We start from the raw sequence: 14,348 nt of genomic DNA, 5'->3' as shown, positions 1-14,348 counted from the left end.
CTACTGCAGCGCGAAGGGCCGCGCTATCTCATTTTGTTCCTAACACCTCGCGCGTCGCCTCTGCAAGCTCCTGTACTGAAAAGGGTTTTGCCAGAAACGAAACGTTATCCAAATTAATCGACTTGCGCAGCGTTTCCTCGGCGTAGCCGGACATGAAGAGAATCGGGAGATCGGGATATTGCGCGCGGGCGTGACGGACCATCGTGGGACCGTCCATCAACGGCATCATCACGTCCGAAATCAACAGATCGGGGCGCGGGTTTACCGCAAGCAACTCTAGCGCAGCCTCGCCATTCTCCGCGGTCAGGACCGTGTACCCCTGGCGACTAAGCGCGCGTTCGGCGACCGCGCGGACCATATCCTCGTCCTCGACCAGCAGGATCGTCCCCGTCCCCCACAGGTCCACCGGCTTCTCGCGCGCGGCGACGCGGGGCGGTGGCGGCGGTTCGGTCAGCGCACCCTCGGTGTAGACCGGCAAATAGATCGTGAAGATCGCCCCGTGCGGGGCGCGACCGGGACCATGTGTCCCCATGTCCTTGCGGTTGTCCGCGAAAATGTAGCCGCCCGACTGTTTGACGATGCCGTACACCGTCGACAGGCCGAGTCCTGTCCCCTTGCCGACCTCCTTGGTGGTGAAAAACGGTTCGAAGATCTTGGGTAGGATTTCGGGGGGAATGCCGCCGCCGGTATCGCCGATCTCCAGCACCGAATAGTCCGCCGGCGGCAGGATATCCGACCCGAGCTTGCGGACATCGGCGGCGGTCACGGCATAGGTCTGGATCGACAAGGTTCCCGCCCCGCGCGGGTCGTGTGTCATCATCGCGTCGCGTGCGTTGACCGCAAGGTTTACCACGACTTGCTCGAGCTGCCCCGGATCTGCGCGGACCGGACTGAGGTTGCGTCCGTGCTTGACCGTCAGCGTCACGGTTTCGCCCAGCAGACGCTTGAGCAGGTTCGACACTTCGGAGATGACGTCGGGCAACTGCAGCACTTGCGGGCGGAGCGTCTGCTGGCGCGAGAAGGCAAGCAACTGCCGGGTCAGGCTGGCAGCGCGATTGGAATTGGCGCGGATCTGCTGGATGTCGTCATAATCGCTGTCGCCGGGCGAATGGCGCATCAGCATCAGGTCGCAATGCCCGATGATCGCGGTCAGAATATTGTTGAAATCGTGCGCCACGCCACCTGCGAGCTGCCCCACCGCCTGCATCTTGGTCGCTTGCGCGACCTCGCGCTTGAGCCGGGTCTCCTCGCTATTGTCCTTGAGGCTGAGCAACACCGCCGCCTCCCCCAGCCCGCGCGCGCCTGCGATCGACAGGGCGACGGGCTCGTCCGGATGGTCCTTCAGCCGCACCGCGAGATCCGTAGTATGCGTCGCGCCACCCGCGAAACGGCGGATCGCGTCCGCCACCACGCCCTTGTCCTCGCGCACCAGCAAGTCGCCGGGATACAGCGGCGGGCTGAGCGGATCGACGGAGGCCGCCCGCGAGAACGCATCGTTCATCTGCAGGAAGCGCCCGTCCACGCCGATCAATGCGACCCCGAACGGCATCAGCGAAACCAGGCTCTTGATGTGGGCGCTGGCACTTTCGCCGATCGCGGGATGGCTGCCATCCTCCTCGTCGATCAGCGCGACCAGCATCGGCGCATCCTCACCGTCGAGGAACGGGATTTGCAAAACGCGGAGCGGGTTGCTCGTAAGGCCTTCGCGTTCGAAGCGGGCCATGCCGTGCGAATCGGTAATCAGGAAGCGCGCAAAGTCGCGGCCGAAAATGTCGCTGTCGCCCTCCCCCATCGCGCGCGCGCGCAGCACGCGGTTGGCAGACCGGATGCGGCCATCGGGGTTGATCAGCGCCGCCATGATTCCCGCGCTGCCCAGCCGGTCGCCGGTCGGTCCGGAAATCAGCGTCTCCATCGTCCGCGCGAGATCCATGCCCTCGTTCCCGCGGAACCGCCAGACCAGCAGGTTGCCGTCCTCGCCTGCGCGCGCGACGTCGGCCGTCAGCACGGTGCCATGCACGACCAGTCGTGCCGCACTCGCTGCGCCGTCCCGCCATGCCGCACGTCCCGCTGCGCTCAGCCGCTCGACACCGCTCGCGTCGAACGGCAGACCGGGCGGCGTCGGGAAGCCAAGGAAGATCGCTTCGTACCGGTCGTTTGCGCAGACCAGGCGACCCGCCCGATCCGTTACCGCGATCGCATCCGCACTGCTCTCAGCCAGCGCGCGCGCCACGCTCCAGTCGGGCTCGGTCGTGACGAGCGTGGTCGCCGGGAACAGGTGCCGGAACACCAACAGGGCACTGCTCAGCACGAGCGTCGTCGCCAGGAAGGTCGCCGCAAGCGGGATGCTGCCCACCACCCACAGGATGATCATCGCCGCAACGATACCGAACCCGCCCGCGATCAGCAGGGCGAAGCGGGCGGGCTTGTCGTTGGTCGATGTCGGTACGCTTGCCATAAGACCTCGTGTCGAAGCCTCGAGATGAAGCGTCAAGACTTTAGCGGAGTCGCACGCCGATCACCGAACCAGCGTGGCTCCCCTCGCCCCTTCGCAGTCATGCCGAGGGGGCGAGGGTAACACCGGCTTTACCAGATGCGTACGCGTTGTTCGGGCGTCAGGTACAGTTTCTGTCCCGCTTTCGGATCGAACGCGGCATACCACGGGTCGAGGTTGCGGACGACCCACGCGCGCTGTTCCGACGGGCTGTGCGGATCGGTGACGAGTCGCTGCTTGAGGTTCGCCTCGCGGTAGTTGCGCCGCCAGACCTGCGCCCAGCCGAGATAGAAGCGCTGGTCGCCGGTGAACCCGCCCAGCGTCGGTGCGGGGCGGTTGCCGAGCGCGTGATGATAGGCATCATAGGCCACCGTCAGCCCCGCCAGATCAGCGACATTCTCGCCGAGTGTCAACGCACCCTTCACGTGAACGCCGGGGAGCGGCTCGTACGCGTCATATTCCTTGACCAGCGCATCGGTGCGCCCCTTGAACGCCGCGACATCCGCAGGCGTCCACCAGTCGGTGAGCTCGCCCTTGGCGTTATACTTGGCGCCTTGGTCATCGAAATGGTGGCTCAGTTCGTGCCCGATCACCGCGCCGATCCCGCCGTAATTGACCGCATCATCGGCATTGGGATCGAAGAACGGCGGTTGCAGGATCGCCGCGGGGAAGACGATCTCGACCATGCCGAAATTGGCATAGGCGTTCACTTCCATCGGGGTCATTCCCCATTCCCAGCGCTGGAGCGGCTTGCCGAGATGGCCGACGTTATACGCCTGCTGCCACTGGTTCGCGCGCCACATGTTGCCATAGGCGTCGCCGGCCGCGATCTTCAGCCCGGCATAATCCTTCCACTGCGATGGATAGCCGATCTTGGGGGTGAAAGCCGCGAGCTTGGCGTGGGCCTTGACCTTGGTTTCGGGTGCCATCCAGTCGAGCTTGTCGATCCGCCGGTCCATCGCCGCGATCACGTTCTTGACGAGCGTGTCCGCCGCCGCCTTCGTCTCGGGCGGGAAGTATTTGGCGACGTAGAGCTTGCTGACTTCGTCATCCAGCGCACCGGTGGTGAACTGGACCGCGCGCTTCCAGCGGGCTTCCTGCTCGGGCGTGCCGGACAATTGCGTGCCGTAGAAGGCGAAATGCTCGTCATCGAACGTCTTGGGCAGTACGTCGGCATAGGTATCGAGCGACCGCAGGATCAGATGATCCTGCAGCACGCCGATCGGAGCCGCCGCGACGATCCGGGCAATTCCGGCAACGGCGGTTGGCTGCGCGACGAGCACGCTCGAGACGTTTGCGCCGATGCCCTTGAAGTACGTCGGGAAGGCAAAACCGGGTGCCGACTTGGCGAGATCCGCGACGGTCAGCTTGTTGTAGGTCTTGGTCGCATCGCGGCTGTCGATGCGGGTCCAGTGGACCTTGGCGATCTCGGTCTCGAACGCCACCAAAGCGGCGGCGCGAGCCGCCGCGTTGGACTCGCCCGCCAGCGTCAGCATCTTGGCGATATGCGCCTGGTATGCCGTCTTCTTGTCGGCGAAGCTCTGCTCGAGATAGTAATCGCGGTCGGGCATTCCGAGCCCCGACTGCGCGACCGACAGGGCGTAGATCTCGGGCTGCTTGTCGTCCTGCCCGACATAGGAACCGAACGGACCGCTGATCCCGGCCTTGGTCGCTTCCGCGAGCAGCACGGGATAGCCGGCCTTCGTCTTCAGCGCCTTGATCTTGCCAAGCCAAGGCTGGATTGGCGCAAGCCCCTTGGCGTCGATCGCTGGACGATCGAGGAAGGTGGCATAAGCAGTGCCGATCTTGGAGTTCTGGTCCCGCGCGACGCCGTCGAGAATCGTCCGGGTCCGCGACTCCGACAGATCGGCCAGCAGATTGAACGCGCCGTAATTCGACTTGTCCGCCGGAATTTGCGTCGTCCGCGCCCAGGTGCCGTTAGCAAAGGCGTAGAAATTGTCCCCCGGCGCGACCGAGCGATCCATCCCCGGTTCGTCGAACCCGAAACTGCCGAATTGCGGTTTGCCCTTGGCAGGGACCGAAGCTGTCGCGTCCGCCTTGGCAGGCGCAGGTGCGGTTTGGGCAATGCTGCCGGTCGCGATCGCGACCGCCAGCGCCCCGGCCGAAGCCAGGGCAAGACTGTAGATACGCTTCATCATGCTTTCCTAGTTTCGAGACTCGTTACCAAACGCGAACACGGTCGGCGGGCGCGAGATACATCGTGTCGCCGGGCTTGGCGCCGAAGGCCTTGTACCACGCATCGACGTTGCGCACTTCGGCGGTGCGGAACGGGCCTGGCGAATGCGGATCGCTCAACAATTGCGAGCGCAGCGCGGGTTCACGGAACTTGATCCGCCAGACCTGTGCGTACCCCAGGTAGAAGCGCTGGTCGCCGGTCAGCCCGCCGATCACCGGCGCAAGCTTGCCGTTGAGCGAACGGTGATACGCGTCATAGGCGACCGCCAGCCCCGCCAGATCCGCCATGTTCTCGCCCAGCGTCAATCCGCCCTGGATATGCTGGCCGGGGATCGGCTCATACGCATCATATTGCTTCACCAGCTTGTCGGTCAGCGCAGTGAAGCGCTTTACGTCCTCAGGCGTCCACCATTCGGTGAGCTTGCCGGTCGAATCAAACTTGCGGCCCTGATCGTCAAAATGATGGCTGAGTTCGTGCCCGATCACGACGCCGATGCCGCCGTAATTGACCGCCGGATCCGCCTTTGCGTCGAAGAACGGTGGCTGCAGGATCGCCGCCGGGAAGACGATCTCGTTCATCGTCGGGTTGGCGTAGGCGTTGATCGTCATCGGGGTCATGCCCCATTCGGTGCGATCGATCGGACCACCGAGCTTGTTCAGGTCGCGCTGATATTCAAACGCGTTCGCGGCCGCGACATTGGCGACGAGATCGCTTCGGCCGACCTTGAGCGCGCTGTAGTCGCGCCACTTCGACGGGTAACCGATCTTGGGCGTAAACGACGCGAGCTTCTGGTGCGCCTTGACCTTGGTTTCGGGCGCCATCCACTCGAGCTTGTCGAGCCGCTGGCCCATTGCAGCGATCACATTCTTGACGAGTTGATCGGCTGCACTCTTGCTTTCGGGCGGGAAATACTGCGCGACATATTGCTGACCGACGTCTTCGCCCAGCGCACCGCCGACAACCGCGACCCCACGCTTCCAGCGAGGCTGCTGCTGCGGCGCACCCGACAGGACGGTGCCGTAGAAAGCGAAGTTCGCCTGATCGAACTGCTTGGACAGATACGGTGCATAGGTGCGCAGAAGCTTGAGCGTCAGATAGTCCTTGAGCACCGGCAACGGCGTCTGCTGGAACAATTGCGCCTCAGCCGCGATCGCGCTCGGTTGCCCGACGATATAGGCCGGCTGCTGTGCGACGCCGAGGGCGGTCTGATATTCGGCCCAGGGGAAGCCCGGTGCCTTCGCCGCGAAGTCCGCAGCGGCCCATTTGTTGTACCGCTTGTCCGCGTCACGCGACATGATCCGGGTCCAGTGACCGGTCGCGATCTGCGTCTCGAACGCGACGATCGCGGCAGCGCGCGCCTCGGCGCTCGGTTCGCCGATCATCCCCAGCATCTTTGCAATATACGCCTGATAGGCGGTCTTGGTCTCGACCAGTTTGGGATCGGTCTTGAGGTAATAATCGCGGTCCGGCAGGCCCAGGCCCGACTGACCAGTGCTGACGATGTAGTTGGTCGGGGCCTTGGCATCGAGGCTTACGCCGACACCGAACATTCCGCCCACGCCAAGCCGCTGGAGCTTCGCCATTTCAACCGCGAGCGCAGTCTTGTCCTTGGCGGCCTTAATCTGCGCGATCCACGGCTGGATCGGGGTCGCGCCCTTCGCTTCGATTGCCGCCTCGTCCATGTAGCTGGCGTACATGTCGCCGCTCTTGTTCCCCGGCGTCTTCATCGCGGTTTCGAGGATCCCGCGGGTCCGCTCGGTCGACAGGTCCTGCAGCACGTTGAACATACCGAACGCGGCACGGTCCTCGGGGATCGCGGTGTTGCGCGCCCAGGTACCGCCGGCATATTCCGCGAAATTGTCCCCGGGCTTCACGGTCTTGTCCATCCCCGCAAGATCGAGCCCAAACGCGCCATAGATCGGCTTGCCCGGAACGGCAGCTGTCGGAACAGACGTCTTCTCGGGCGATTTCGGTGCGGGCGCAGCGGTCTGCGCATAGGTCGTGCCGGCGAGTGCGGCGGTAGCAAACAAGGATGCAACAAGGTGCGAACTACGCATGTAAGGCCCTTCAAATCGAACGAAAGCCCGCGTGTTGTATTCCTCCGACACGCCTAGTCAAACGGGTTAACAAAATTCCTTCGGATCGATCGCTTGCGCCACTTCCGCCCGATCCGGACCCGCCACACCAAGCCTGCGGCGACATAGCCGATCACCGCGAGGATCGCCGACAGGACCGCCAGCCCCACGATCGTCGCCGGGCCTACCTGCGCGGCGAACGTGTGCAACCAGTCGACATGCGCGGCGACGTTGCTTGCGATCGGACGACCCGGCACGCCGCGATCCCACTGCAATACCCAGATCCCGATATGATAGGCGCTGAAATAGATCGGCACGCTCGTAAGCGGGTTGTGCAACAGCGTCGTCGCAACGGCGACGGGCACATTGGCGCGCACCGGCAGCGCCGCGAGTGCCGCGACAGGCGCGTGCACGAACGGGAAGAGGATTCCGCTCACGACACCCAGCGCTACGCCGCGCGGAACCGAACGCCGGGTGAAGCGCCACAAGGCGGGGTGGAGGATGCGATGCGCTACCGGTCGCAGGAAGCGGTTGCGCGCGATCCCGTCGCGTGTGGGAATATGCCGCAGAATGACAAGCCACAGACGCGCGACAACGCCGACGGGGCGGGTCGCCTCATCCACGATCGCGCATCAATCGGCCCTGCTCGCGCTTCCAGTCACGCTCCTTGATCGAATCACGCTTGTCGTGCGCCTTCTTGCCCTTGGCGAGCGCGAGCTCGACCTTCGCCCTCCCGGTCGAGTTGAAATAGATCATCAGCGGGATGAGCGTCATCCCGTCCCGGTTCACCGCACCGTGCATCTTGTTGATCTCGCGCGCATGGAGCAGCAATTTGCGCGGACGCTTGGCTTCGTGGTTGTAGCGGTTGCCGTGGCTGAACTCGGGAATGTTCGAATTGACCAGCCAGATCGCGCCATCCTTCGCTTCGGCGTAGCTCTCGACGATCGACCCCTGCCCCGTGCGCAGCGATTTGACCTCGGTTCCGGTCAAGGCGATTCCCGCCTCGAAAACCGTCTCGATGGAATAATCATACCGCGCGCGCCGGTTCTCGGCGACGATCTTGGTTTTTTCGAATGTTACGGGTTTGGGACGCGCCATGTCGGGCGATGTAGGGCGGAAGTCGGGTAAGCGAAAGCCCTGCGCGCGCGACCGTGTGTCGATCGCGGGGGATCGTTCCGGCCTGCGCGACGTTTCCCAAATACGAGATGTCGCCGCGACATATTTGTTAAGGCACGACACGCTAAGGTCTCGCACCGCCGACCTTTCTCGGATAGGATTACCCGATGGCCCAGTTCGCGTCACACAACTTCCCGATCGCCATCGATGCGGCAGACATCGATTTCATGGGCCACGTCAATAATGCCTCGTATCTCAAGTGGGTACAGGCTGCCGTGATCAGCCACTGGCAACGCTTCGCCCCTGCCGAGGCGATCACCACGCATGCCTGGGTCGCGCTGAAACATGAGATCACCTATCGCAAACCCACGTTCCTCGACGATGAGGTGATCGCCACCGTCCTGCTCGAGAAGGTGCAGGGCGCGCGGGCGTTTTACGAGACGATCATCAAGCGCGGCGAAGAAGTGCTGGCCGAGGTCAAATCAAGCTGGTGCTGCCTCGACATCGAAACCAAGCGACCCGCGCGGCTTGGCCAAAGCGTGATCGATCGGTTCTTCGCCAAGGACTGACGCTTGCGCGGTCGCGGACCGCAGCGTGATTGATTACCTGCGAAAGCAGGGATCCAAGGCTACGCGCGATATCGGCTCGAGATGTTGAGGCTCCTGGACGCCTGCTTTCGCAGGGGTCCAGGAGCTTCGCGATCTGCTTTACGCCATCCCCGCCGCGTCCAGTCCCGCATCGACGGCGCGCTGGCTTGCCTCGCTCGGCCACGTCATCGGCAGGCGCAACGCGGTCGGGAACGCCGGACGGACTCGATTAACTGCATATTTGACCGGCCCCGGCGACGCATCCGTGAAAAGCGAACCGTGCAGCGCAAACAGCCGATCGTGGAGCGCCAGCGCAGCCGTATAGTCCCCCGATGCGCAGGCCGCCTGAAACTCTGCACACAGACGCGGCGCAACGTTCGCCGTCACCGAAATGCACCCCACGCCCCCCGTTGCGTTGAATGCGAGCGCCATATCGTCATTCCCCGACAATTGGATGAACCCGTCCGGGCACGCCGCCCGCTGCGCCGATACCCGCTGGATCACGCCGGTTGCGTCCTTGATCCCGATCACGCTCGGTAGCGCATGCGCGATCCGCCCGACCGTCTCGACGGCAATGTCCGTCACGGTCCGGCCCGGCACGTTGTACAGCACGATCGGCAAGTCGCTGCTGTTCGCAACCGCCTCGAAATGGCGGAAGATGCCTTCCTGATTGGGTCGATTGTAATAGGGCGGGACCATCAAGGCGGCATCTGCCCCGGCTGATTTCGCCGCCGCAATGTTGTGGATCGCCACGCGCGTATCGTTCGACCCTGCCCCCGCGAGCACCGGGACACGCCCGCGTGCCTGATCGACGCACACTGCGACGATATGGAAATGCTCTTCCGCCGTCAGCGTCGCCGCCTCGCCGGTGGTGCCGCACGGGACAAGCCCCGCCGATCCTTCTGTGATCTGCCATTCGACGAAATCGCGATATGCCGCCTCGTCGAAAGAGCCGTCTGCAGCAAACGGCGTGACGAGCGCCGGGATTGATCCCGAAAACATACTGTTATGCTCCTGCGCGACGGTCATTCCGTCGCTTTTACGTGTTTTTCGACGGGACAAATACGGACAGGAAGCATACTCTGTCCACATGATTGCAGCGTTGTACAAATCGGGTCTTCTCTTGGCTGGTATCTCGAGCCTGGCGGTGCCGGCGGATGCTGTGCAGGAACAACTCGGTTGGGGGCGCGCGACGCAGATCCTGACCGGAACCAATGCTTCCAATGTCGCGATCGCGGCGACGATTTCGGAATGGAAGACGCTCCAAAGCCCCGGCTTCGGTTTCGATCGCTACGCGACCTTCCTGATCGCGCATCCCGGCTGGCCGAACGAAATGGCGCTGCGTCGGCAGGCGGAACGTGCGCTCGAGACGCCGGGCTGGTCGCCAGCTACCGCCGTCAGCTACTTCCGACGCCTCCCGCCGCTGACTGGAACCAGCCGCACCCGCTACGCCGATGCGCTCGCGGCCACCGGCGCGCGCGCTGAAGCCAATGCGGCGGCACGGGCTGCGTGGATCTCGGGAACGATCTCGCCGGTGGACGAGGCGCGGATCCAGGCATTCTACCCCGGTGCGCTGAGCCCGGCGGATCAAGATGCCCGCATGGACATGCTCTTGTGGCAGAACTCCACGCTTGCCGCACAGCGCCAGATCGGCCTCACCAGCATGGCACGCCGCCCGTTGTTCGAGGCGCGCCTCGCGTTCCGCACCAACGCCCCGGATGCGTCGGATCGCGCGGCGGCAACGCAGGCGATGGGAAGTACCGATCCCGGCTGGCTCGCCGACCGCGCGATGTGGTTCCGGTTCAACAGCGCATCGAACAGTGCGCGCAGCACGCTTGCGCAGCGGCTGCCGCTGGCGTCCGTACCCGCAAGCCCCGAGCAGTGGTTCGAGACGTTGCTGACCAACGCCAAAGCCGCCGCCAACGACGGGCAGATCGCGGTGGCCTATGACATCGCGCGGCGTGTCGATGACGCCTATCCCGCGAGGACCGACGTCAGCACGCGGCCCTACGGCGAACGCGACGATTACACGAGCCTCGTCTGGCTGGCCGGTCAGGCGGCGATGAAGCAGATGAACCGCCCCGCCGATGCGACCGGGCTGTTCCTGCGCTATGCCAACGCTTCGCGTACGCCGACGACCCAGTCCAAGGGCTTCTACTGGGCGGGTCGCGCCGCAGAGGCTGCCGGACGCCGGGCGGAGGCCAACGGCTATTATACCCGCGCGGCCGGCTTCCGTGACATGTTCTACGGCCAGCTCGCGATCGAGCGGCTTGGGCAGACGCTCACGGCACCGGGTACCGCGACGCTGCGACCGGTCGATGCCGCGACACGGACGGCGTTTTATGCGCGCGAAACCGTCCGTGCCGCGCAATATCTCGGCGCGACCGGTGCATGGGCAGACCAGACCGCCTTTGTTCGTCAGATCGCCGCCGATGCCACGACCGATGCCGATCATGTCCTTGCGTCCGAAGTTTCGCGCACGCTCGGCCGCCCCGATCTCGGCGTAATGGTCGGGCGCAGCGCTTTGCAGAACGGCCTCAGCGAATATTCGACCGTCGGCTTCCCGAGCGTGAAGGTGCCTGTCTCCAGCCAGGACGACTGGACGATGATCCACGCGATTGCGCGGCAGGAAAGCCAGTTCGATCGTGCCGCGGTCAGCCACGCCGGCGCGCGCGGGCTGATGCAGTTGATGCCCGGGACCGCACGCGAAACCGCGGGCAAGATCGGCCTGTCCTACGATCCCTCCGCGCTGACCACCGACACCGATTACAACATCATGGTCGGGTCGAGCTATTTCCGGAAGATCTTCGGCATGTTTGGCAGCTATCCGCTGGCCGTCGCCGCCTATAACGCCGGGCCGGGCAACGTGAACAAATGGCTCCGCGCCAACGGCGATCCGCGTATGGCGGGCGGCCCCGACATGATCGACTGGATCGAGGCGATCCCGATCTACGAAACCAAGAACTACGTCCAGCGCGTGCTCGAGAATGCAGTCGTCTATGACCTGATGAACCCGTCCCGCGCGCGGTCTTCCGGGCCGAACCGGGTCAGCTGGTATCTGGGCAAACGCACGCCGGGCTGAACCGCGATGGATCGTCCCAATTACATCACCCCCGCAGGCTATGCCGTGCTGAGCGCGGAATATCGGCAATTGCTGGGCGACGAACGCCCCAAGCTGGTCGACGTCATCAGCTGGGCGGCCGGCAATGGCGACCGGTCGGAGAATGGCGACTACATTTACGGTCGCAAGCGGCTGCGCGAGATCGACCGCCGGCTGGGGTTCCTGGCACGGCGGATGAAGGCCGCCAAGGTCGTCGATCCTGCGGCGCAACCCGACCGTACGCGTGTCTGGTTCGGCGCGACCGTCACGATTGCGGACGAAGACGACGACCATCGCACACTCATGCTGGTGGGAGATGACGAGACCGACGCCGCGGCGGGGAGGATCGGCTGGAACGCGCCGATCGCGCGTGCCTTGCGTGGCGCAGGGATCGGGGACGTCCGCCGCGTAAACCTCCCGGCGGGCGAACGCGAATATGAGGTTATGGCGATCAGCTATCCTGAGCGCGAACCCTCCCTCTCCGACGGTTGATCGATCGTTCGATCGGACGAGGTGCGCTCCCCATCGCCGACGGTATATCCAACCTGATGGTCAAACGGCAATTTACGATGTTGGGTAGGCACGGATGATGATGCAACGCGTGTTCGTCAGCGGCAAAGTCCAGAATGTCGGCTTCCGCGACTGGGTCGTGCGCCGCGCGAGTGAACTCGATTTGACCGGTTGGGTGCGCAACCGCACCGATGGCCGGGTAGAGGTGCTCGTCATTGGGGAAGAAGCGATCACCGCGCGGCTGATCGCGCTTTGCCACGAAGGGCCAGCGATGGCGCGGGTCGATCATGTCGTGGTTGAAGTGGCCGACGAACGGCCTCCCAAGGGCTTCACCAAACGCTTTACGGCCTGATATTCCTGCCACGCGCGCGCCTGCATCGTGGCGGTTGCGCCAACCTTCCAGAACGTAACGTCCCTCCCCGGCGCACGCCGGGGAAGGAGATCGGTTAGCTCAGCGCGTGAGCTTCTTGTACGCCAACCGGGTCGGACGATCCGCCGCATCGCCGAGACGACGGCGCTTGTCTTCCTCATACGATTCGAAGTTCCCCTCGAACCACTCGACATGGCTGTCGCCCTCGAACGCGAGGATGTGCGTCGCGAGACGATCGAGGAAGAAGCGGTCGTGGCTGATCACCACCGCGCAGCCTGCGAACGACTCCAGCGCCTCTTCAAGCGCACGCAGCGTCTCGACGTCGAGATCGTTGGTCGGCTCGTCGAGCAGGAGGACGTTGCCACCCTCCTTGAGCATCTTGGCGAGATGGACGCGGTTGCGCTCACCGCCCGACAGCTGGCCGACCTTCTTCTGCTGGTCCTGGCCCTTGAAGTTGAACGCGCCGACATAGGCCCGCGTGCCCAGCTCCTGCTTGCCGAACCGGAAGATCTCGAGCTTGTCCGAGATTTCCTCCCAGACGTTGTTGTTCGGGTCGAGATCGTCGCGCGACTGGTCGACATAGCCGAGCTTGACCGTCTGGCCGACTTCGATCGAGCCCTCGTCCGGCTGTTCCTGACCCGTGATCAGCTTGAACAGCGTCGACTTGCCCGCGCCGTTCGGCCCGATCACGCCGACAATCCCGCCCGGCGGCAGGACGAAGTCGAGATTGTCGAACAGCAGCTTGTCCCCATACGCCTTGGTCAGACCCTTCGCCTCGATCACCTTGCCGCCGAGCCGCTCGGGCAACTGGATCAGGATCTGCGCCTTGCCGATCGAGCGGTTCTCCTGCTTCTCCATCAGCTCGTCGAATGCGCGGATACGCGCCTTGGACTTGGTCTGGCGCGCCTTGGGGGTCTGCCGCATCCACGCCAGCTCGTCCGAGATCGCCTTGGCCTTGCCCTGCTCCTCGCGCTCTTCCTGCTCGAGCCGCTTGACCTTCTTTTCCAGATAACCGGAATAGTTGGACTCATAGGTGTAATAGCGCCCGCGATCGAGCTCGAGCACCCAGTTGACGACGTTGTCGAGGAAGTAGCGATCGTGCGTCACGAGGATGACGTTGCCGGTATATTCCTTGAGATAATTCTCGAGCCACGCGACGCTCTCGGCGTCGAGATGGTTGGTCGGCTCGTCGAGCAGCAGGATACCCGGCTTCTCGAGCAGCAGCTTGCAGAGCGCGACGCGACGCTTCTCACCACCCGACAGGTTGGTGACCGCGCTGTCGCCCGGCGGGCAGCGGAGTGCTTCCATCGCCTGTTCGAGCTGGCTGTCGAGCGCCCAGCCGTCGGCGGCGTCGATCTTGGTCTGGAGATCGCCCATCTCATCCATCAGCGCGTCGAAATCGGTGCCGTCCTGCGGATCGCCCATTTCGGCCGAGATCGCGTTGAAACGCTCGACCATCAAAGCGACCGGACCTGCGCCCATCTTGACGTTTTCCATGACGGTCTTGGTCGGGTCGAGCTGCGGCTCCTGCGGCAGATAGCCGACCTTGATCCCGTCCGCGGCCCAAGCCTCGCCGGTGAAGTCCGGGTCGATCCCGCCCATGATCTTCATCAGCGTGGACTTGCCCGAGCCGTTCGGCCCGATGATCGCGATCTTCGCGTCGGGCAGGAACTGCAGGTGGATGTTGTTGAGCACCGGCTTGGGCGCACCGGGGAAGGTCTTGGTGAGGCCCTTCATCACATAGCTGTACTGCACGGCCATAGCCGATGATGCTCCGTTCACATGAGGCTGGAAATATGACCTTCATGTAGCGAGCATGCGGTGGATTGGCAACGTGGCCGCCGGTGGATACGGTGGTCGCTCGACGCGGGGGGCGTCACGAACCGGACCTGAGATCCGCGC

Annotated in this window: 11 protein-coding genes; 4 read left to right on the top strand and 7 right to left on the bottom strand. The window is 64.0% G+C overall.

Going from position 1 to position 14,348, the window contains the following annotated elements; all coding sequences use genetic code 11:
- Positions 1–28: 28 nt before the first annotated feature.
- From ABIC17_RS06505 to smpB, 5 genes are all read right to left on the bottom strand, one after another.
- Positions 29–2,455 carry a response regulator gene (locus ABIC17_RS06505; protein ID WP_354280201.1) on the bottom strand — a complete coding sequence of 809 codons (2,427 nt, stop codon included), beginning with the start codon at positions 2,453–2,455 and terminating at the stop codon, positions 29–31.
- A gap of 128 nt (positions 2,456–2,583) precedes the next feature.
- Positions 2,584–4,647 carry a M13 family metallopeptidase gene (locus ABIC17_RS06500; RefSeq protein WP_354280597.1) on the bottom strand — a complete coding sequence of 688 codons (2,064 nt, stop codon included), beginning with the start codon at positions 4,645–4,647 and terminating at the stop codon, positions 2,584–2,586.
- A 25-nt stretch (positions 4,648–4,672) separates the two neighbouring features.
- On the bottom strand, positions 4,673–6,745 hold the full coding sequence (locus ABIC17_RS06495) for a M13 family metallopeptidase (RefSeq protein ID WP_354280199.1): 2,073 nt from the start codon (positions 6,743–6,745) through the stop codon (positions 4,673–4,675).
- 53 nt (positions 6,746–6,798) lie between these two features.
- Positions 6,799–7,386, bottom strand: coding sequence for a DUF2062 domain-containing protein (locus ABIC17_RS06490; RefSeq protein ID WP_354280197.1), 588 nt, complete (start codon positions 7,384–7,386; stop codon positions 6,799–6,801).
- Positions 7,379–7,861 (bottom strand): SsrA-binding protein SmpB, encoded by a 483-nt coding sequence (gene smpB / locus ABIC17_RS06485; protein WP_354280195.1) that lies wholly within the window; start codon positions 7,859–7,861, stop codon positions 7,379–7,381. Before smpB ends, ABIC17_RS06490 begins: the two co-directional genes overlap by 8 nt.
- A gap of 185 nt (positions 7,862–8,046) precedes the next feature.
- On the opposite strand from smpB, the gene ABIC17_RS06480 reads away from it, so the two are divergent.
- Positions 8,047–8,448, top strand: coding sequence for an acyl-CoA thioesterase (locus tag ABIC17_RS06480; protein WP_354280193.1), 402 nt, complete (start codon positions 8,047–8,049; stop codon positions 8,446–8,448).
- Between the two features lie 138 nt (positions 8,449–8,586).
- On the opposite strand, the gene dapA is transcribed toward ABIC17_RS06480, so the two are convergent.
- Entirely contained in the window at positions 8,587–9,468 is an 882-nt protein-coding gene (dapA, locus tag ABIC17_RS06475) for a 4-hydroxy-tetrahydrodipicolinate synthase (protein ID WP_354280191.1), read from the bottom strand.
- Between the two features lie 88 nt (positions 9,469–9,556).
- Between dapA and ABIC17_RS06470 the strand changes: the two genes are divergently transcribed.
- The 3 genes from ABIC17_RS06470 (at position 9,557) to ABIC17_RS06460 (ending at position 12,428) form a co-directional block, all read left to right on the top strand.
- Positions 9,557–11,548 (top strand): lytic transglycosylase domain-containing protein, encoded by a 1,992-nt coding sequence (locus ABIC17_RS06470; protein WP_354280189.1) that lies wholly within the window; start codon positions 9,557–9,559, stop codon positions 11,546–11,548.
- A 6-nt stretch (positions 11,549–11,554) separates the two neighbouring features.
- Entirely contained in the window at positions 11,555–12,058 is a 504-nt protein-coding gene (gene greB, locus ABIC17_RS06465; protein WP_354280187.1) for a transcription elongation factor GreB, read from the top strand.
- A 94-nt stretch (positions 12,059–12,152) separates the two neighbouring features.
- Positions 12,153–12,428, top strand: coding sequence for an acylphosphatase (locus tag ABIC17_RS06460; protein ID WP_354280185.1), 276 nt, complete (start codon positions 12,153–12,155; stop codon positions 12,426–12,428).
- Positions 12,429–12,527: 99 nt separating this feature from the next.
- Here ABIC17_RS06460 and ettA read toward each other — a convergent pair whose 3' ends face one another.
- Positions 12,528–14,207, bottom strand: coding sequence for an energy-dependent translational throttle protein EttA (ettA, locus tag ABIC17_RS06455; protein ID WP_354280183.1), 1,680 nt, complete (start codon positions 14,205–14,207; stop codon positions 12,528–12,530).
- Between the last annotated feature and the right edge of the window lie 141 nt (positions 14,208–14,348).

It is taken from the genome of Sphingomonas sp. PvP056, assembly GCF_040549155.1.
GTDB lineage: Bacteria > Pseudomonadota > Alphaproteobacteria > Sphingomonadales > Sphingomonadaceae > Sphingomonas.
Note: the sequence above shows the minus strand (reverse complement) of the source record. Positions and strands in the feature narration are given on the sequence as shown.